Annotated in this window: 13 protein-coding genes; 12 read left to right on the forward strand and 1 reads right to left on the reverse strand. The window is 68.6% G+C overall.

What is annotated here, in order from left to right:
• Positions 1-111: 111 nt before the first annotated feature.
• The 6 genes from OG306_RS30860 to galE all read left to right on the forward strand — a co-directional run bounded on the left by OG306_RS30860 (position 112) and on the right by galE (position 8,299).
• Positions 112-1,206, forward strand: a complete 1,095-nt coding sequence (locus OG306_RS30860; RefSeq protein ID WP_371665903.1) for a sugar ABC transporter substrate-binding protein — start codon at positions 112-114, stop codon at positions 1,204-1,206.
• 143 nt (positions 1,207-1,349) lie between these two features.
• Positions 1,350-2,144, forward strand: a complete 795-nt coding sequence (locus OG306_RS30865; RefSeq protein WP_371665904.1) for an ATP-binding cassette domain-containing protein — start codon at positions 1,350-1,352, stop codon at positions 2,142-2,144.
• The gene (locus tag OG306_RS30870) at positions 2,141-3,454 is read left to right on the forward strand and encodes a sugar ABC transporter permease (RefSeq protein ID WP_266749360.1); all 1,314 of its coding nucleotides are present in this window, start codon (positions 2,141-2,143) and stop codon (positions 3,452-3,454) included. The genes OG306_RS30865 and OG306_RS30870 overlap by 4 nt, the downstream gene beginning before the upstream one ends.
• 168 nt (positions 3,455-3,622) lie before the next feature.
• Entirely contained in the window at positions 3,623-5,554 is a 1,932-nt protein-coding gene (dxs, locus tag OG306_RS30875) for a 1-deoxy-D-xylulose-5-phosphate synthase (RefSeq protein WP_327258627.1), read from the forward strand.
• Positions 5,555-5,758: 204 nt separating this feature from the next.
• Positions 5,759-7,267 (forward strand): amino acid permease, encoded by a 1,509-nt coding sequence (locus OG306_RS30880; protein ID WP_266749364.1) that lies wholly within the window; start codon positions 5,759-5,761, stop codon positions 7,265-7,267.
• A gap of 45 nt (positions 7,268-7,312) precedes the next feature.
• Positions 7,313-8,299: a UDP-glucose 4-epimerase GalE gene (galE, locus tag OG306_RS30885; RefSeq protein WP_266749365.1), complete on the forward strand. Its 987-nt coding sequence runs from the start codon at positions 7,313-7,315 to the stop codon at positions 8,297-8,299.
• 87 nt (positions 8,300-8,386) lie between these two features.
• On the opposite strand, the gene OG306_RS30890 is transcribed toward galE, so the two are convergent.
• Entirely contained in the window at positions 8,387-9,475 is a 1,089-nt protein-coding gene (locus tag OG306_RS30890; RefSeq protein WP_371665905.1) for an LCP family protein, read from the reverse strand.
• Between the two features lie 402 nt (positions 9,476-9,877).
• Here OG306_RS30890 and OG306_RS30895 point away from each other — a divergent pair, with 402 nt between their 5' ends.
• From OG306_RS30895 to OG306_RS30920, 6 genes are all read left to right on the forward strand, one after another.
• On the forward strand, positions 9,878-11,371 hold the full coding sequence (locus OG306_RS30895; RefSeq protein ID WP_266905088.1) for a hypothetical protein: 1,494 nt from the start codon (positions 9,878-9,880) through the stop codon (positions 11,369-11,371).
• Positions 11,372-11,587: 216 nt separating this feature from the next.
• Positions 11,588-12,769, forward strand: a complete 1,182-nt coding sequence (locus OG306_RS30900; RefSeq protein ID WP_266749369.1) for a CDP-alcohol phosphatidyltransferase family protein — start codon at positions 11,588-11,590, stop codon at positions 12,767-12,769.
• Positions 12,766-17,253, forward strand: coding sequence for a bifunctional glycosyltransferase/CDP-glycerol:glycerophosphate glycerophosphotransferase (locus OG306_RS30905; RefSeq protein WP_266905086.1), 4,488 nt, complete (start codon positions 12,766-12,768; stop codon positions 17,251-17,253). Before OG306_RS30900 ends, OG306_RS30905 begins: the two co-directional genes overlap by 4 nt.
• The gene (locus OG306_RS30910) at positions 17,253-18,032 is read left to right on the forward strand and encodes a rhamnogalacturonan acetylesterase (protein WP_266749372.1); all 780 of its coding nucleotides are present in this window, start codon (positions 17,253-17,255) and stop codon (positions 18,030-18,032) included. Before OG306_RS30905 ends, OG306_RS30910 begins: the two co-directional genes overlap by 1 nt.
• Entirely contained in the window at positions 18,029-18,766 is a 738-nt protein-coding gene (locus OG306_RS30915) for a hypothetical protein (RefSeq protein ID WP_266749373.1), read from the forward strand. Before OG306_RS30910 ends, OG306_RS30915 begins: the two co-directional genes overlap by 4 nt.
• Positions 18,763-20,055: a phosphodiester glycosidase family protein gene (locus tag OG306_RS30920; RefSeq protein WP_371665906.1), complete on the forward strand. Its 1,293-nt coding sequence runs from the start codon at positions 18,763-18,765 to the stop codon at positions 20,053-20,055. Before OG306_RS30915 ends, OG306_RS30920 begins: the two co-directional genes overlap by 4 nt.
• Positions 20,056-20,079 lie beyond the last annotated feature (24 nt).

The following is a 20,079-nucleotide window of genomic DNA, read 5'->3' on the forward strand; positions in this document are numbered from 1 at the left end:
CACCGTTGTCATCTCGTTAAGGATTTACTCCTTGACGCTGACGTCACAGCCGAGTTGACTTCCTGCCACCTCGGCCGCACCGTCGCGGCCTCGTCAGGGAGGCAACCCCACATGAACGCAACGATGCGACGCATTGTCATCGGCACGGCCGCTGTTTCCATGACCGTCTCCCTCGCCGCCTGCGGCAAGGCGGGCGACGACAACAAGGGTGGCGGCGGCGACAGCAAGGTCATCGGCCTGCTGCTGCCGGAGAACAAGACCACTCGTTACGAGACCTTCGACCGCCCCATCATCGAGGCGAAGATCACGCAGCTGTGCGGCGACTGCAAGGTCAAGTACAGCAACGCCGCGGGGGAGAGCGATACCCAGAAGAAGCAGTTCGACTCGCTCATCACCCAGGGTGTGAAGGTCATCATCGTGGACTCCGTCAACTACGAGGCCACCAAGTCCTGGGTGGAGCAGGCGGCCAAGAAGGGCGTCAAGGTCGTCGCGTACGACCGCCTCGCCGAGGGCCCGGTCTCCGCGTACGTGTCGTACGACAACGAGAAGATCGGCCGCCTTCAGGGGGAGGCCATGGTCAAGGCGCTCGGCGCCAAGGCCAAGGAGAGCAACGTTGTCATGATCAACGGCTCGCCGCTCGACCCGAACGCCCCGTTCTTCAAGAAGGGTGCCCACAGCGTCCTGGACACCCAGGTCAAGAAGGTCGTCTACGAGCAGGACATCCCTGACTGGTCGCCCGAGGAGGCCAACAAGAAGATGGGCGCGGCCATCGACTCCCTGGGCAAGGACGGCTTCCAGGGCGTCTACTCCGCCAACGACGGCATGGCCGGCGGCATCATCACGGCCCTGAACAAGCAGGCCATCAAGGTCCCGGTCGGCGGTCAGGACTCCGAGCTCGCCGGGCTGCAGCGCATCCTCAAGGGCGACCAGGCCTTCACGATCTACAAGCAGATCAAGCCCGAGGCGGAGACCACCGCCGAGATCGCGGTCAGGCTCCTCAAGGGCGAGAAGTTCGACGACCTGACCCCGACCAAGGTCGACAGCGTCTCCGGCGCGATCAAGGGCATCCCGGCCAAGCTGTACGACGCGCAGGTCGTGACCAAGGAGAACGTCGCCGACACGATCATCGCCGACAAGGTCTACAAGGCCTCGGAGATCTGCACGCCGGAGTACAAGGCGGCTTGCGAAGCAGCCGGTATCAAGTAGCGCCCTCGGGCCGGGCCTCCGGTCCTCCTCGCCGGTCCGGCGCCCGCTCCGTCAACGCCCCGCAGGCGGGGGCGGGCGCCGGACTTCTCTCGCACGCCCCTGTGCTCAGCACCACCATCCCCGCCGGTCAGGCGGCGAAGGAGATGATTCACGTGTCCGCTACGCCCGTGCTGGCGTTGCGCGGAATCTCCAAGCGGTTCGGCGCCGTCCAGGCGCTCACCGATGTGGACCTGGAGATTCACCCCGGCGAGGTCGTCGCCCTGGTCGGCGACAACGGTGCCGGCAAGTCGACGCTCGTCAAGACCATTTCGGGTGTCCACCCGATCGATGAAGGTGTCATCGAGTGGGAGGGCGAGGCGGTCCGGATCAACCGGCCGAACAACGCCCAGGATCTCGGAATCGCCACCGTCTACCAGGACTTGGCGCTCTGCGACAACCTCGATGTCGTCGCCAACCTCTTCCTCGGCAGCGAACTGCGCAAGGTCTCCGTCCTCGACGAGATCGCGATGGAGAAGCGCGCCAAGGAATTGCTGGACACCCTCTCCATCCGGATCCCCAGCGTCCGCATCCCGGTCGCCGCGCTCTCGGGCGGTCAGCGTCAAGTCGTGGCCATCGCACGCGCGTTGATCGGTGACCCCAAGATCGTCATCCTGGACGAACCGACCGCGGCACTCGGCGTCGAGCAGACCGCCCAGGTCCTCGACCTGGTCGAGCGGCTGCGCGAGCGGGGCCACGGCGTCATCCTCATCAGCCACAACATGGCCGACGTGCGCGCCGTCGCGGACCGCGTGGCGGTGCTCCGCCTGGGCCGCAACAACGGTGTCTTCGATGTGGCGGGCACCTCCCACGAAGAGATCATCGCCGCGATCACCGGCGCCACGGACAACGCCGTCACGCGTCGCCAAGCACGCTCGGCCACGAAGGAGGAAGCGAAGTGAGCGACCTCGCCAAGACCCCCGGGACCTCCACCGAGAAGCCCGCCCCGCAACCACCGGCCGCCGAGCAGTCGGCAGCCCCCGTACCCGCCGTCGACCCGCGTCTGCTCGTCCGCGAGGAGGGCTTCAAGGGCTACTGGTCGGAGTTCACCCGCAAGGTGCGCGGCGGTGAGCTCGGCTCGCTTCCCGTCTTCGTCGGCCTGATCGTCATCGCGGTCGTCTTCCAGTTCCAGAACAGCAATTTCCTCTCCGCGAGCTCCGTCGCCAACATCGCCGTCTACAGTTCCGGCATCGGCATCATGGCGGTCGGCATCGTGTTCGTGCTGCTGCTCGGCGAGATCGACCTCTCGGTCGGCTCCGTCGCGGGGGTCGGCGCGGCCGTCTGGGCCGTGCTCAACGTCAACAACGGCTGGAACGAGTGGCTCGCGATCCTCGTCGCCGTTCTCTCCGGAATGGCCCTCGGCGCGCTGCACGGCTTCTTCTTCGCCAAGATCGGCGTACCGGCGTTCGTCGTCACCCTGGCGGGCTTCCTCGGCTGGAGCGGTCTGCAGGACTGGATGATGGGCGGGGAAGGGTCGATCAACACGCCGTCCGGCAGTGCCGTCGAGAACCTGACCAACTACTTCTTCGAGGACAAGGCCGCCGGCTACGGACTCGCCCTGGTCGCCGTCCTCGCGTACGGGGCCTCGCTCCTGGTGGACAGCAGGCGCCGTAAGGCGGCGGGGCTGCCCGCCCGCCCGACCGGCGAGGTCGTGCTGCGCACCGCGGTCGTCGCGATCCTGTGCTTCGTCGTCGCGTACGTCCTGAACGAGCCCGCGGGCGCCCGTGGCCTGCCGCTCGCCCTGGTGCTCTTCCTCGCCGTCCTGATCGTCGCGGACTTCGTCGCCCGGCGCACGAGCTTCGGCCGTCAGGTCTTCGCGGTCGGCGGCAACCCGGAGGCCGCGCGCCGTGCCGGTATCAACGTCGACCGGGTCCGGATCACCGTCTTCGCCCTGTCCGGCACGCTGGGCGCCTTCGGCGGCCTCTTCATCGCCAGCCTCTCCGGCGGCGCCACGAAGAGCGTCGGCGGCGGCAACACACTGATGCTGGTCATCGCCGCCGCCGTCATCGGTGGCACCAGCCTCTTCGGAGGCCGGGGCAAGGTCTGGTCCGCGCTGCTCGGCATGATCGTGATCCAGTCGATCCAGCAGGGCCTGAACATGATCGGTATGGCCAACGCCATTCAGTACATGATCACCGGCGCGGTTCTGCTGGCCGCCGTGGTCATCGACTCGGTCTCCCGCCGTACCCAGAAGACCGCAGGTCGCGCCTGACATCGCGGCCGTTCCAACCGGTGCCCGGCGCCCCGATCGGGGCGCCGGGCACGGTCGGCTGCGGACAGGGGCGGGGCAGTACACCCCTGCCCGATGCCTGCCGCGACGGGCGGAACACTAGACTCATCGGATCGGCATGCTCGATCAGCTCAACGCAAGGAGGAACGGGTGGCTCTGCTGACCCGCATCGGTGGACCGCGCGACCTGGACCGGCTGACTCCCGAGCAGCTGGACCAGCTCGCCGAAGAGATCCGGACCTTCCTCGTCGACGCCGTTTCGAAGACCGGCGGACACCTCGGCCCCAACCTGGGCGTGGTCGAGCTGACCATCGCCCTGCACCGGGTCTTCGACTCGCCGAAGGACAAGGTGCTGTTCGACACCGGTCACCAGAGCTATGTGCACAAGCTCCTCACCGGTCGCCAGGACTTCTCGAAGCTCAAGAGCAAGGGCGGCCTCTCCGGCTACCCCTCCCGCGCGGAGTCCGAGCACGACATCATCGAGAATTCGCACGCCTCCACCGTGCTCGGCTGGGCCGACGGCCTCGCCAAGGCCAACGAGGTGCTGGGCAAGGACGACCACGTCGTGGCGGTCATCGGTGACGGCGCGCTCACCGGCGGTATGGCCTGGGAGGCGCTGAACAACATCGCCGCCGCCAAGGACCGCCCGCTCGTCATCGTCGTCAACGACAACGAGCGCTCCTACGCCCCGACCATCGGCGGCCTCGCCAACCACCTCGCCACGCTGCGCACCACCGACGGCTACGAGCGCTTCCTGGCCCGCGGCAAGGACATCCTGGAGCGCACCCCCGTCGTCGGGAAGCCGCTGTACGAGACGCTGCACGGCGCCAAGAAGGGGCTGAAGGACTTCATCGCCCCGCAGGGCATGTTCGAGGACCTCGGCCTGAAGTACGTCGGCCCGATCGACGGCCACGACATCGAGGCCCTGGAGTCCGCGCTCCAGCGCGCCAAGCGCTTCGGCGGGCCGGTCATCGTGCACTGCCTCACCGAGAAGGGCCGCGGCTACACCCCGGCCCTGCTCGACGAGGCCGACCGCTTCCACGCCGTCGGCAAGATCCACCCCGACACCGGCCTCCCCATCGCCACCTCGGGCCTCGACTGGACCTCCGTCTTCGGCGAGGAGATGGTCAAGCTCGGCAAGGAGCGCAAGGACATCGTCGCGATCACCGCGGCCATGCTCCAGCCGGTCGGCCTGACCAAGTTCGAGAAGGCGTTCCCGGACCGGATCTACGACGTCGGCATCGCCGAGCAGCACGGCGCGGTCTCCGCGGCCGGCCTCGCCACCGGCGGACTGCACCCCGTCTTCGCGGTGTACGCCACCTTCCTCAACCGCGCCTTCGACCAGGTCCTGATGGATGTCGCGCTGCACAAGTGCGGTGTGACCTTCGTCCTGGACCGGGCCGGCGTCACCGGCACCGACGGCGCCTCGCACAACGGCATGTGGGACATGTCGATCCTGCAGTGCGTGCCCACGCTCCGGATCGCCGCCCCGCGCGACGCCGACCAGGTCCGCGCCCAGCTGCGCGAGGCCGTCGAGGTCGACGACGCGCCGACCGTGGTCCGGTTCTCCAAGGGCGCGGTCGGCCCGGCGGTCAAGGCCGTCGGCCGGGTCGGCGGCATGGACGTCCTGCGCGAGCCCGGCACCACCCGGCCGGACGTCCTGCTCGTCTCCGTCGGAGCGCTCGCCCCGATGTGCCTGGAGATCGCCGATCTGCTGGACGCCCAGGGCATCACGACGACGGTCGTCGACCCGCGCTGGGTCAAGCCGGTCGACGAGGCCATGGCCCCGCTGGCCGAGCGGCACCGGGCCGTCGTCACCGTCGAGGACAACAGCAGGGCCGGCGGCGTCGGCTCCGCCGTCGCCCAGGCGCTGCGCGACGCCGGGGTCGACGTACCGCTGCGCGACTTCGGTATCCCGCCGCGCTTCCTCGACCACGCCTCCCGCAAGGAGGTCATGGCCGAGATCGGGCTGACCGCCCCGGACATCGCCCGCCAGGTCACCGGCCTGGTCGCCAGGCTGGGCGGCCGCTACGAGACGGGCGCGGACGACATCTCCGTCGCCGTGGAGCCCGTCCGCGACTGAGCCGCGCCCCCCGCACGAGCGGCCTCCGGACCGCGGTGCCACGGGGCCGTACGAGCGAACCGCGATACGGCCGATGGGCCGGTCGGAGCACCCTGTACGGGTGGTCCGACCGGCCCATTCGTGTGAAATCGTCCGGTCCGGAGCCCTCCGTGGCAGGCACGGTCCCAATCATGGCGTACACGACGAGTGCGTGGAGGTACGCCGGTGACTGCCCAGCAGGACACACCACCCAGCAGCGACGGACTGTTCCGGACCAAGACGGTCGAACAGTCCATCCGCGATACCGAGGAGCCGGAGCACGCGCTCAAGAAGTCCCTCTCCGCGCTCGACCTCACGGTCTTCGGAGTGGGCGTCATCATCGGCACCGGCATCTTCGTGCTCACCGGGAAGGTCGCCAAGGAGACCGCCGGCCCCGCTACCGCGCTCGCCTTCGTCGCCGCGGCCGTCGTCTGCGCCCTGGCCGCGCTCTGCTACGCCGAGTTCGCCTCGACCGTTCCCGTCGCCGGTTCCGCGTACACCTTCTCCTACGCCTCGCTCGGTGAACTCGTCGCCTGGATCATCGGCTGGGACCTGGTGCTGGAATTCGCGCTGGGCACAGCGGTGGTGGCGGTCGGCTGGTCCGGCTACGTCCGCTCGCTGCTGGACAACTTCGGCTGGACCATGCCCGACGTGCTCTCCGGAACCGATGTGGCGAAAGGATTCGGGTTCGACATCCTGGCCTTCGTGCTGGTGCTCGTCCTGACCGTTGTCCTGGTGCTCGGCATGAAGCTCTCGGCCCGGATCACGACGGTGGTCGTCGCCATCAAGGTCGCCGTCGTGCTGATCGTGATCATTGCCGGACTGTTCTTCATCAAGGCCGCCAACTACTCGCCCTTCATCCCCGAGGCCCGGCCACAGCCCTCCGGTTCCGGACTGACCGCGCCGCTGGTCCAGCTGATGTTCGGTTACGCGCCCACGAACTTCGGCGTCATGGGCATCTTCACCGCCGCCTCCGTCGTCTTCTTCGCCTTCATCGGCTTCGACGTGGTGGCCACCGCCGCCGAGGAGACGAAGGTTCCGCAACGTGACATGCCACGTGGCATCCTCGCCTCGCTGTTCATCTGCACCCTGCTCTATGTCGGCGTTTCGCTGGTGGTCACGGGCATGCAGCACTACACCGAACTGTCCGTCGAAGCCCCGCTGGCCGATGCCTTCAAGGCCATCGGCCATCCCGTCTACGCCGGTTTCATCAGCTTCGGCGCCGCGATCGGTCTCACCACGGTCTGTCTGATCCTGCTGCTCGGACAGACCCGGGTGTTCTTCGCGATGAGCCGCGACGGACTACTCCCGCGGTTCTTCTCCGTGACGCACCCGCGCTACCGCACCCCGTACCGCCCGACCATCCTGCTCGGCGTGATCATCGCGATCGTCGCCGGGTTCACGAGCATCAACGAACTGGCGACGCTGGTGAACATCGGCACGCTCTTCGCGTTCGTCGTCGTCGCCCTCGGCGTCCTGGTGCTGCGCCGCACCCGCCCCGATCTGCACCGCGCGTTCCGCACCCCGTGGGTGCCGCTGGTCCCGATCCTGTCGGTGGCCGCCTCGGTGTGGCTGATGCTCAATCTGCCGGCCGAGACCTGGCTGCGGTTTGCCATCTGGATGATCATCGGCGTGATCATCTACTTCGCGTACGGGCGCAGCCACAGCAGGCTGGCGCGTGGCGATGCCCGGTAGTAGCGGCGCGTCCGGCATGCACTGTCTCGCGGATACTATGACCGTATGACTTGGCTGATCACGGGTGGTGCGGGTTTCATCGGGGCCCACGTCGTAAGGGCGATGCTCGACGTGGGCGAACAGGTCGTCGTGTACGACGACTTGTCCACGGGTGACCCGAACCGGGTACCCGAGGGCGTGCCCTTCGTCAAGGGTTCGACGCTCGACCGTGACGCCCTGGACCGGACCCTCGCGGAGTTCGGCATCGACGGAGTCGTCCACCTCGCCGCGAAGAAGCAGGTCGCCGAGTCCGTGGCCCGCCCGCTCCACTACTACCGGGAGAACGTGCACGGGCTGCAGAACCTCCTCGAAGCCGTCACGGCGGCCGGCGCGCGCCGCTTCCTCTTCTCCTCGTCCGCCGCCGTGTATGGCCTCCCCGACGTCGACCTGGTCAGCGAGGACACTCCGTGCGCTCCGATCAATCCGTACGGCGAGACCAAACTCGTCGGTGAGTGGATGGTGCGTGCGGCGGGCGCCGCCCACGGCATGGCGACCGCTTCGCTCCGTTACTTCAACGTCGCGGGCGCGGCCGGACCGCAGCTCGCCGACACGGGCGTCTTCAACCTGATCCCGATGGTGTTCGAGAAGCTCACCGAGGGCCGTGCTCCGGTGATCTTCGGTGACGACTACGCGACGTCGGACGGTACCTGCGTCCGCGACTTCATCCACGTCGAGGACCTGGCCTCCGCCCACGTCACCGTGGCGCGCGCCCTGGGCGAGCGCGGTGACGGGACCGACCTGACGGTCAACATCGGCCTGGGTGAGGGGGTTTCGGTGCGCGAGATGATCTCGCTGATCGGCGAGGTCACGGGATACGGACCGGCGGCGGAACCGACCGTGTCCGCCCGGCGCCCGGGTGACCCGGCCCGGGTCGTGGCCTCGGCCGCCCATATGCGGGAGGAACTGGGCTGGACGGCTCGGCACGACGTGCGCGAGATGGTCGCGGCGGCCTGGGAGGGCTGGTGCCTGTACCACCCCGAGGCGCGCCGCTGAGAGCGGCCCGGAACGGCTGATGCGGCGATGCCCCGGGGTGCTCTCACCCCGGGGCATCGCCGCATCGCATGTCGGTGGAACGGGTCATCAACCGCCGGTGGCGGGCGACTTCTTGGCGGACTCGGGAATGGTGACGTCCTTCCGGATCGCCTTCCACAGCTCACCGGCCTGCGGCTCCGCCGCCACGACCCGGTTGGGGTCCTGCTTGTCGTACGCCACGGGAAGCATGATCGTTTCCATGGTGCTCGGGTCCACGCCGTTCATCGACCGGCCGAACTCCGCCAGGGACGTCAGCGAGGCGAGCCCGGAGTCGGTGGTCAGCGACTTGGTGATCGAGTTGGCGATCTTGTACGAGTTCGCCGGATTGCCCAGCAGATTCTGGGACTTCACCTCGCTCAGCAGGGCCAGGATGAACTGCTGCTGGAGCCCGATGCGGCCGAGGTCACTGCCGTCACCGATGCCGTGCCGGGTACGGACATAGGCGAGGGACTCGGTGCCGTCGAGCTTGTGCGGGCCGGCCGTGAGGTTCAGCCCGGACGACTTGTCGTGGATGTCCTGCGGTACGTCGACGGTGACGCCGCCGATCGCATCGACCAGTTCCTTGAACCCGGCGAAGTTGATCTCCATGTAGTGGTCGATGCGCACCCCCGACATGCTCTCCACGGTCTTGACCACGCAGGCCGGACCGGCCAGTGCGTAGACGGAGTTGAACATCACCCGGTTCGCGGAGGAAAGTGTCGAGCCGTCGGCCTTGGTGCACTCGGGCCGGGTCACCAGGGTGTCGCGGGGTATGGACACCGCGACGGCCTTGGTCCGGCCCTCGGGTATGTGGATCACCATCGCGGTGTCGGAGCGCGCGCCGCTGACGTTGCCGCCGCCGCCCAGCTCTTTGTTCTCCGCACCGGCGCGCGAGTCCGAACCGAGGACCAGGAGGTTCTGGCCGCTGGTGGGGAGCTTCTCGGGGCGGTCGTCGCCGAGCGCCTTGTCGATGTCGACGCCCGTGATGTTCCCGTCGAGCCGGCTGTACAGCCAGTAGACGGTTCCGCCCCCGGCCACCACGAGTGCGAGCAGGGTGAAGAGGATGCCACGCCTGATGCGCTGCCCGCGCGTGCGCACCTTCCCGGCCTTGCGGCTCCTGGGCTTGCGGGCGGAATGCAGATCGGAGTCGTCAGACATACACACAGCTCGTCATCGTCTGGGCCCCTGGGTCAGTGGGGTAACCACTGAGGCGAGTCGGCCCCTCCCTGTCGATCGGCTGCCGGAGCCGGAGGAGGGGGATGGTACGGGTCCGCCGACCGCGTCGTCGGGACTCCCCGGACGACAGAATCGCAGGCGGGCACCAACTGATCGCACACGTGCTGATCGAGCGGACGCTGGAGCACTATAGACAGATTTCCCGACGGGAAGGGAGAGTGCATATCTTCTAGGAAGCCGGGAGTTGTCTGAATCCCCGGTTCCACTTCAGAGGGGATCAACGGGCGGATGGCACGCAGAAGGGACCGCCGAGGGGGGCGTGGCACGGCTGCGCCGGACCGTGCGGGAACGGCGCCGGCCGACGGCCGGGGAGGTGTGGCGATCGTGGTCGCGACGCCCGGAGATGCCCTGGAACTGCTGGCGACGGAGGACCACGGCTCGGTGGTCGACATCGTCTGCGCCCAGCCGGGCACGGCCGACGAGCGCGCGGCGCTCGACCGCGCCGCGGCGGACTGCGGCCGGCGAGGCGTCCGCGTGGCGGGCGATCCCTGGGTGATCGACGCGGAGGTGGGAAAGATCACAGCGCTCGTGCTCGACGCGTTGCACGAGCTGCGCCCGCTGACGGTGCGGACGCTCGATCCCGATCCCGCGCATGTCTCGTTCGACGCGGAGGCCAAGCGGCCGGTGATCGCCGAGCCACCGCTGCGGGGCAGCGTGGCGCGGGCCACCGTCGCCGCGGCCCGCACGTACCAGCGGGAGTGCGGCTTCCCGGTCTTCGTGAACTGTCATCGGGCCGGGACGGACCCGCGGCTCGGTGCCCAGGCGTGCACGCGTTATCCGCTGCCGGGCCGATGGCTCGTCCGGGGTGCGGACGGCCGGCTCACCGCCTATCTCCCCTCCGCGGCGGGTGTGCTCCGCTGGACCGAGGGGTCGCCGGGGGCCGACGAGTGGAGCGGGCCGGAGGTGCTGGAGGGCCCCGATCTCCTTCCGGGCATCACCGTGGTGCAGGACGCCAACGGGTACGCGCACCTGCTCGGTCTGCGTCGCAGGAAGCGCGCGGACGGCAAGGAGCACGTCGATCTGGTGCACGCGACGCAGTACCAGACCGGGCGCCCCATGGGCCCGTGGCACTCGGTGGGCAACCCGAATGCCAACGACCGGTCCAAGGCGCGGGAGGTCGGCTTCCCCGTGGCGGTCTTCGACGCCGCGGGGAACCTGCATGTCTTCGTGCGTAACTTCGGTCACGGGGTCAGCACCCGCCGGCAGTCGCCGGACGGGCGGTGGAGCGGCTGGCAGCATCTGCGCGGCGCGGCCGTCGCCGACGAGCTGGTCGCACTGCCCGGAAGGTCCGGCGGAGCCCAGGTCTGGGCCAGGGCCAGGGACTCGGCGTCCGTGGTCCGCTGGCACCAGGAGGCGCCCGGCGGGGACTGGGCGCTGGACCCCGTGACCCATGTGAGCCCCTATCCCGGCACCTTGTCGGCGGCGCCGGAGGCGGGGACGATCCGCTACCGGTACTTCGGTACCAACGAGGTCTGTGTGGAGGTCCCGGGGGTGGGCCCGGTCAGTCTGGGAGGCGCGGACGGATCCGGGCCGCTGGCCGCGGTTCCCGGCGTGGAGATCCAGGGCTGGGGCTGTACGGTGCTGGCCAGATCGGGGCACGCGGGAACGTGCGCCGTGGGGGCCCACGAGGACGGCCGGCCGGAGACCGGCGTGTGGTGGTTCGATGCGGGGGAGACCTCGCTGGTGCCCCCGGCCGTGGCGGTGGACGGCGGCGGCCGGGCGGTCATCGCGCTGCTGGGAACCGACGGCCGGCTGAGAGTCGCACGTCAGGAGCCCGGTGTGAGCGGGCTGGCCTTCGCGCAGTGGGTCACCGCGTAACCAAAAAAGGGACACATCGCCGCAAAAAATCCATCTGTCGTTCCTGGGACAACCTTTGCCAGTTTTGGTTTGCCTTTGAACTTGCTATGGTCGCGTCCTGTCTTTACACGGATCACAGGTGAAATTTCTGTGTCCAGTTTGTGAATGCCCCTTGATCGCGCGTTCTCGCAGGCCGCTGGGGCCGCGTTGTTCACGGTACGTCGGGTCTGAGGGGTTATGGGGAAGCTGTCGCTGCGGGCTGTTCAGAAGCTGACGTGCAAGAAGCGCGACGCCTGGTGGACAGTCCTGCTGGTCGACCCCGTGGCGACCCGCATGCTGATCGTGATGGCCAAGTTCAAGTTCATCACGCCGAACAGGGTCACGTGGTCGGCGCTCTTCGTAGGCCTCGGCTCCGCCTACTTCTTCCTCAAGGGGGATACCTGGTCCCTCGTCATCGGGGCCGCCCTCTACCACCTGAGCTTCATCCTCGACTGCATCGACGGCAAGCTGGCGCGCCTCAAGGGCAACGGCACCGTGTTCGGCGGCTGGCTCGACTACGTCTTCGACCGCATCCGGGTGCTCTTCTGCGCACTGGCCCTGATGGGCGGCCAGTATCTCCGTACCCACAACGAGCTCTACCTGCTCGCCGCTCTGGCCGTCGTCTTCCTCGACATGCTCCGGTACGTCGACGCTCTGCAGATCTACAAGATGCGCATGTCCATGCGCATGAAGATCGAGAAGGTCACGCTGGAGCGCAAGGCGCTGGAGGAAGAGCAGGCCGAGCGGGAGGCGTCGGCCGCCGCACAGTGTGCGCAGTCCGAGCCCGAGCAGCCCAAGGTGGTCTTCATCGAGGACCTGCTCCGCGAGAACCCCGGCGTGGAGGCCGAGGTCCTGAAGCAGCAGAGCGGCGACGTGGTCGATCTGCACGCCCAGTTCCGGCACCGCTTTCCCTGGTACACCCGGTTTCGCCAAGCGCTGCTGCGCAGTCGTATCCGGCCCCACCTCATCAGCGGCATCGAGTTCCAGATGTTCATCTTCATCGTGGCGCCGCTGATCGGCCAGATCCTGTGGACCACGGCGATATCGGCCCTGGCGCTCGGCCTCTTCGAGCTCGTGATCATGTACAAGTTCTGGCTGTCCACCCGTGACTTCACCCGGCTCATGGAGAAGCTCGCGCCCACGCCGTCCACCGCGGGGGTCATCGCCGAGCATCTGCACAAGGGCCGCCATCGCCGCGGGCCCGACGCCGTGGAGGAGCAGCAGGCGGTCCTGGCCCAGCAGTTCCCGCTGCCCGAGCAGGACGACGACCTGGGCTTCCAGCCGTATCCCCAGCCGTATGCGCACCGGCCTCAGGACATTGAGACGCAGCAGCTCAGGACGCTGCCTTACTGGGCGGAAAATGAAGGGTCCGTACGATGAGTTCGCCTGCCGACCCGTCTCTCTTCACTGTTTCGGTGGTCGTTCCGGCCTACAACGCGAGCGCCACTCTCGGCCGGGCCCTGCGGTCCGCTCTCGCGCAGACGCACCGCAACGTCGAGGTGATCGTCGTCGACGACGCCTCTGTCGACGGGACCCTCGCCGTCGTCAGGGAATTCGCCGCCGGTGACCGCCGCGTACAGATCATCGAGCGCCCGCAGAACAGCGGCGGCGTCGGCGCTCCGCGCAACAACGGCATCATGGCCGCCACCGGCCAGTACGTGATGTTCCTCGACGCGGATGACGAGCTGCCGCTCAAGGCGTGCGAGGAACTGCTGGCCTCGGCGGTGACCACGGGTTCGGACATCACGGCGGGCCGGGCGCTGCGGGTCAACCTCAACACCAAGGAAACGACGGTCTGGCAGCCCCAGCTGTACACCACGGAGCGCACCGTGGCGGGGCTGCGCGCACTGCCTCAGCTCTTCGACGACCCCATCGCGGCCGGCAAGCTGTACCGGCTGGACTTCCTGCACAACAACGGGGTCCGGTTTCCCGAGGGCGTCTACTACGAGGACACCTACTTCTCGACGCTCGCCAACTACCGGGCCGCCTCGATCACCTTCCTCACGGCGCCCGTCTACCGCTGGATGTGGGAGCGGGAGTCCGCGGCCCCCTCGATCACCAACCGGCGCGGTGAGCTGCGCAGCATCCAGGACCGGGTCGCCGTCCATCAGTACACCGACGCCTTCCTGCGCCAGGTGGGCGAGCAGGAACTCCTGGCCCACAAGGCGGTGAAGTTCCTCTCGCACGACCTCCACCTGTACGCACGCGAGCTGCGCGCCGGGGACGAGCGGTACCGCCACGGGTTCGCCGCCGCCGTCGCACCGTATCTGCGCTCGCTCGAACCCTCCGTCTACGACCTGTGCGGAGTGATGGAGCGGGTCCGGGCCTTCTGCCTCATTCACGAGCGGGTGGATCTCGCGCTGTCCGTCTCGGACTACGCACAGCGACGCAGCGTGCTCAGCTCGGACCTGGTCGAGAGCGACGAACGCGTCTACTGGTCCGAGTCGCTCCTGCACTTCCCGCAGGCGAAACGATTCCTCGATGTCACCGATCTGGATCTCGCGGACAAGCCGCTGTCCGACGCCCGGCTGTTCAACCAGGCGACCGAGCTGGAGATCAAGGGCAGCGAGCTCCATCTGTCCGGGTACATCCTGAATCAGTTCGGGCGTTTCTCCCGCGGCGGCAAGGTCGAGCTCAAGGCGGTGCTCCGCCTGCGCAGCACCAAGAGCGATCACGTCTTCCCGGTCAACGCGGTCGAGACCGACGACCACCGGGTCCACTACCGGGCGACTCTGGACCTCGCGTCCAGTATCGGCGCGGCCGCGAACGACGGAGTGTGGAACCTCTTCGTCCAGGTGCGCCACGCCGGCGAACGGGCGACCACGACGGTGGCGGTCCACGGAATCGACGTCTCCCGTGAGCGCTACGAGAGTCCGTCGGGTCCGGTCGAGATGTACGAGACGGTCAGCGGCAATGTCGCACTGCGTCCCGAGACCAGCGAGCGCACCCAGCAGGAGGACCGCCGGGGCACCCCCTGGCACTGGTGGCGGGGCGGCGAGGACCCCGCACCGGTGCCCGCTCTCGGGGCGTACCGGGCCGCCGTCGTGGTGCACTGCCACAACGACGAGCACCATCTGTACGAATTCCTGCACTCCCTCGCGGCGCAGACCGTGTTCGCCGAGACCCAGGTCGTGTTCGCCGACGACGGTTCCACGGACCGAACGGCCGAACTGCTGGACAATTTCGCTGCGTTCTACCGCAACTCGACCGTGCTGCGGCTCCCCGCCCGCGGCGCGGCGGTCGCCTATGAAGAGGGCCTTGCTCAGGTCGTGGCGCCGTACGTGCTGTTCGCGCGGGGCCGGGACATCCTCGGCGGCGACTGTCTGCGGCAGCTCACCGAGTCCGCGGTGAAGCACGACGTCGATGTGGCCATCGGCAACTACGACACGTTTCCGGGGCCGCGGCGCAACTCCGACGAACCGTGGAAGCGGTACTTCGGCAAGGGCGCGAAGGGCCTGACCGACCTGGTCAGGAAGGCGCCCCACATGGTCTTCTCGACCGACCTCGGCAACAAGCTCTTCCGCGTCTCCCTCCTGCGGGGGAACGGACTGAGGCCCACGGACGGAGGCGCTTTCGCCGATATCTGGCTGAGCGTGATGGCCATGCTGACCGCGCGCGGCTTCAGCATGGTCGACCGTTACGTGTACTTCGAGCGTGATCCGGCCCAGAACGACTCGCTCTTCGACGTTGACTGGAACGATCCGGCCAAGGCCCGGCAACGGCTGCGGCTCAACCGCTTCCTGCTGGACTTCGCCGACCGGATCGAGGCGCCGTCGGCCCGGCTGATTCACCGGTTCGTGGTGCGCTCGTACCAACCGTACCTGCGCAACTACCACCGCATCATGAACCGGGCGGAGATCGCCCAGGCCTTCGACGAGCTCTGCGACGTCTACGCCAGGGTTCCCGAGGAGGTCCTCCTCCAGTACGTCGTCCACCCCGTGTCCCGGGTGCAGCACCACGCCGTGCGGACCCGGAACTTCGAGCTCTTCTGCGACCCGTTCGGCGATGCCGAGTACGAGCCGAGGGTCCGGCTGGACGAGCAGGGGATGTACCGGAAGCTCGCCGCCGATCCGGTGGACTCCAGGCTGATCCGTGTGGAGCGGCAGCGGGGCGTGCTGGAAAGCGTCCGGTACCGCGACGGTGAGCTGCAGTTCGAGGGCGTGATGACGCTCACGGGCGTGGACATCGCCCAGCTCTTCACCAACCGCTTCGAACTCGTCTGCACGGACGGAAAGCGGTCCGTCGCCATCCCCGCGGAGCAGGTCTACCGCCGGGACCGCTGGCGGGTCCGCAAGGAACGCGACTGGTTCGGCGGCTGGCGCGCCTGTGCGGACCCCGCGGTCCTCGCCCCGCTCTCCGGCCGCGACCTCACGGTCACCCTGCGGTTCCACGACGGCGAGCGCCATGTGGACGCGCAGATCGGTGCACGGCTCATGCTGCACCGCTTCAAGGGCATGCGCCGCATCGGCAGGGACCGGCTGTGGCTCACGGTGCGCAACGACGACTCCGTGGTCCTGCGCTACTTCACCGGCGCGGGACAGAGGCTCCGCGGCCGGCTGTGGCACCTGCTGCGGCAGGCCCGCGCCGCGCTGCCCGGCCGCCCCGGCTGGCGCACCCGGCTCGCCTACCTGCTGAGCTATCCGCGACTGCACCGCAAGAACATCTGGATCATCGGCGAGCGGGCAGACACCGCGCAAGACAACGCGTACCACCTGTTCCGCTGGATCAGGGAGAACCACCCGCGCCGCAAGGTCTACTACGCGATCAACGGTGACGCCAAGGACCGGGCCAAGGTGGCCCCGTACGGTCATGTCCTGGACCGGACGTCGCGCAAGTACCGGATGTATCTGCTGCACGCCAAGAGGCTCATCAATCCGTACGACCTGGAGGCGTACCTCGGCTTCCCCGAGCTGAGCAAGAGTTCGTTCCTGCGCGGCTACGGCGATCTGCTGAACTATCGCCGGGTCTTCCTCCAGCACGGGGTCACCTACAACGACGTGGCACCCTCGGTGCACCATCAGGTCACCAGCGTGGATCTGCTGCTGACGGTAGGTCAGGCGGAACGGTCGTATTTCGCCGAGCACTGCGGCTACGGCTACGCACGGGTCGCCGCCGCGGGGTTTCCCCGCTTCGACGCGCTGAAGCCGGTACGCTCCGAACGCCCCCGGATCCTGCTGATGCCCACGTGGCGGCGGGACATCGTGGCGCCGTCGTACGACAAGGCCGCCAAGGCGAAGATCCCGTTCGCGGCTTCGGAGTACTTCCGTTTCTTCTCCACCCTGCTGCGCGACGAGCGCCTGCTGAAGGTGCTCGAACAGTGCGGTGTGGAGCTGGAGTTCATGCCGCACTACGAGATCCGCCCGTACCTGCACCACTTCCGTATCGACCACCCGTCGGTGACGGTCACCGGAGACGGCCGTGATGTGCAGCTGGCGATGCGCGAGTGCTCGCTCCTGGTCACCGACTACTCGTCGGTCTTCTTCGACGTTGCGTACATGGGCACCCCCATCGTGTACACGCCGTTCGACGAGGAGGACTTCTACGGCAACCACTACAAGCGCGGCTACTACGAGTTCGAGCGGGACGGCTTCGGCCCGGTCTGCCGGGACGTCGATTCCACCGTCCGGGAGATCATCGGCACCGTGCAGCGGAACTTCGCCGTGGAGCCGCAGTACCGGGCCCGGGTCGACGAGTTCTTCGGGCGCCGGGACACCAGCAACTCGGAACGCGTCTTCCGCGCGATCGACGCGCTGGAGTCGGCCGTCGACAGCAGCCAGGCGTCCGACGTACCGACGGCACGACAGTCCTTGGACACCCCGGGACAGGACTTCCGCGACCAGAACTCCCGTAAGGAGTGGGCTTGATGGGCGGTTCGCCGCGCAGGGTGTTCCTGGCCGGGGACTCCAGCGTCACCAGCCGCCAGCGCAGCTTCGCACCGATGGCGGGCTGGGCACAGGCGCTTGCGCTCTTCGTCCGGGGCGCCGAGGTCATCAACTGCGCGCGGGCGGGCGCCAGTTCGCGCAGCTTCGTGGAACGCGGCAGGCTGGCCTGGATTCTGCGCGAGGCCCGGCCGGGCGATCTGGTGCTGTTCTCCTTCGGGCTCATCGACATGAAGCCGGGGAAGGGCCGTTACACGGAGCCGTTCAAGGAGTACCAGAGCTATCTGCGCCGTTGTGTGGACGGCGTACGCGAACAGGGCGCCCACCCGATCCTGGTCACCAGCCACGAGCGCAGGGTCTTCGACGCGCAGGGCAATCTCCGCCGGCTGCTGGGCGTCTACCCGCTGGCGATGAAGGAGATCGCGGCCGAGAAGTCCGTGCCGCTGATCGACCTGAACGAATGGAGCGTGCGGTGGTGGCGCCGGGCAGGGCCTCAGGGAACGCGCGAGATCTTCCTCTACCTCGCCGCCGGTGAGCATCCCAACTATCCCGAGGGCGTGGCCGACAACACCCATCTCAGGGTGGCCGGCGCGATCGAGTGCGCGCGCTTCATCGCCTCCGAGATGCGGGAGCGAGCGATGCTGGAGCCCGGCTGCTTCGCCCATCTTGAGCGCGCCCGGTTTCCCGAGGGCGCCATCGAATGGCTGGAGGACCACGTCTTCGACGAACTGACGCGAACCCGGACCCTGGAGGTGGTCGAATGAGTGACTGGTATCTGTTGGCGCGTATCCAGGTCGCGCACCCCGAGCGCACCACTGTGTCGGCGGTGCTGGAACTGCACGCCGACGTGGACCCCGCGATCGCGGCCGTACCCGGCCAGGAGATCACGCTGCACCTGAGCGTGCTGCCCTCCGGAGGGCCCTACCGCGCGTACGGCTACATATTCGACGACGTTGTCGCCGAACACGCCACGATGACCAACCTCCAGGGCCTGGGCCACCTCCCCAACGGACGCTTCGCGACCTACGCCCGCGGCGACGAGCAGCGCGCCGTGACCGCGATCCTCAAGGTCAACGACGACGCACCGGAAGGGGCGGTCCTGCTGCCCAAGGTGTGCGTCGGAGTGATGTCGTACGCCGGTGAAAAGCTGGTGTCCTCCGCGCAGGTCACCGACGCGGGCTACCGGGTCAGACGGGCCTGGGTACCGGGCCGCAGCCTGGCCATTCCGCCCGGCGGCTACGGGGTCGTCGGCCCCGACCCGGCCGCCGCCCAGGCGGGCCTGCGGGTCGTCGGTGTGGGCCTCGCCCAGTACGGCGCGGTCAGCGCGGTGCCGGACGGAAGCGTCACGTACACGGGAGTTCCGGGAGCGGCCGGATACGACCGGTTCTCCATCTGTTACGAGAACCAGGCGGGCCACCGCAATTGGTCCGAGGTGACCGTGTACGCGGGAGACGTCGACAGCATCCCCGGGGTGCTGCCCGACGCCCGTACGAGATGAGACGTCGGCGGTTCCTCGCCGTGGGAGCCGGCACGGGCGCCTGGGCCCTGGCCGGGTGCAGCACGGGAGACGGCACCGGCCGGGCCCCGGCCCAGGTTTCGGCGGCGCCGCGCTCGCCGGAACCCATCGGCCCACTGCCGGCAGGTGTCACCTTTCACCAGCACACCACGCGGCTGCGGGCGGCAGGCCCCCTCCGCCATCAGATGCTGTCCGTCTCGCCGTCCGCGCAGGTACGGGTGAGCGCGGTCCACGGGTCTCGGCTCGACACGGCAGAGACCGTACGGGCCATGGCGAACCGCGTCGGGGCGGTGGCTGCCGTCAATGCGTCCTTCTTCGACATCGCCACCAGCGCGGTGTTCAGCGGGTACGACGGTGATCCGCTCGGGCTGTACGTGGAGAACAACGCCATGCTCAGCGAAGCCGCGAACGGCCGCACCGCGCTGGTGCTCGGCGAGGACGGCGGCACCACGCGTATCGTCGAAGCCCGGTCGGTCAGCACCGTGACGGACAGCCATGGCGCCCGACGGACGATCGACGGGGTCAACCGGATGCCGGGGCGCATCGTCGGATGCGGCGGTGTGGGCGGGGACGTACTCCGCGGCACCCGGGGAGTGCGGACCGCCCCTGCCCACAACAAACTGTGCGAGGACCAGGACGAGCTGGTCCTGTTCACGCGTCAGTGGGGACGTGCCGCAGCGGCTGCGGGACCGGGTTCGACAGAGGCCGTGATCGCCTCCGACGGCCGCGTCGTCCAGCTCCGTTCCCCCGGAGGAGGCCCGATACCCGCGAGATGCAGGGTCCTGACAGGCATAGGCGAGGGGGCGGCCTGGCTGCGCCGCCACGCCCGCACCGGCGCCACCCTGCGGATCACCTCCCAGGTGCACGACGGGGCGGGACGCCGCATTTCGGGGAGGGGGCTGACCGTTGTCCAGGCCGGGCCGCGGCTGCTGCGCGACGGCGCTCCCGACATCGACATCGAGGCCAACGGGATCCCCGTCACCGCCCTGACCCAGCGCCACCCCCGCACCCTGACGGGCATCACGGACGACGGCACACTCCTGCTGGTGACCGTCGATGGCCGTGATCCCGGCGCGAGCGTCGGGGTGACGCTGAAAGAGGCCGCGGAACTGATGCGCTCGCTGGGGGCACGGGATGCCATGAACCTCGACGGCGGAGGCTCCACGACGATGGTCGTGAACGGCCGGCTCCGCAACCGCCCGCGGGGCGCGGCCGGGGCGCCGGTCCGTGAGCGACCGGTGGCCAACGCCCTGGTCGTCCTGCCCCGTTGAACCGCCGCCACCCGCGCACAGCAC

Origin of the sequence: Streptomyces sp. NBC_01241 (assembly GCF_041435435.1) — a bacterium.
GTDB lineage: Bacteria > Actinomycetota > Actinomycetes > Streptomycetales > Streptomycetaceae > Streptomyces.

What these genes read in the sequence shown, in the direction of transcription:
- OG306_RS30890 (WP_371665905.1), bottom strand. Translation starts at nt 9,475, where the DNA reads ATGTCTGACGACTCCGATCTGCATTCCGCCCGCAAGCCCAGGAGCCGC.
- OG306_RS30920 (WP_371665906.1), top strand. Translation starts at nt 18,763, where the DNA reads ATGAGACGTCGGCGGTTCCTCGCCGTGGGAGCCGGCACGGGCGCCTGG.
- OG306_RS30900 (WP_266749369.1), top strand. Translation starts at nt 11,588, where the DNA reads ATGGGGAAGCTGTCGCTGCGGGCTGTTCAGAAGCTGACGTGCAAGAAG.
- OG306_RS30860 (WP_371665903.1), top strand. Translation starts at nt 112, where the DNA reads ATGAACGCAACGATGCGACGCATTGTCATCGGCACGGCCGCTGTTTCC.
- OG306_RS30905 (WP_266905086.1), top strand. Translation starts at nt 12,766, where the DNA reads ATGAGTTCGCCTGCCGACCCGTCTCTCTTCACTGTTTCGGTGGTCGTT.
- OG306_RS30915 (WP_266749373.1), top strand. Translation starts at nt 18,029, where the DNA reads ATGAGTGACTGGTATCTGTTGGCGCGTATCCAGGTCGCGCACCCCGAG.
- OG306_RS30865 (WP_371665904.1), top strand. Translation starts at nt 1,350, where the DNA reads ATGATTCACGTGTCCGCTACGCCCGTGCTGGCGTTGCGCGGAATCTCC.
- galE (WP_266749365.1), top strand. Translation starts at nt 7,313, where the DNA reads ATGACTTGGCTGATCACGGGTGGTGCGGGTTTCATCGGGGCCCACGTC.
- OG306_RS30910 (WP_266749372.1), top strand. Translation starts at nt 17,253, where the DNA reads ATGGGCGGTTCGCCGCGCAGGGTGTTCCTGGCCGGGGACTCCAGCGTC.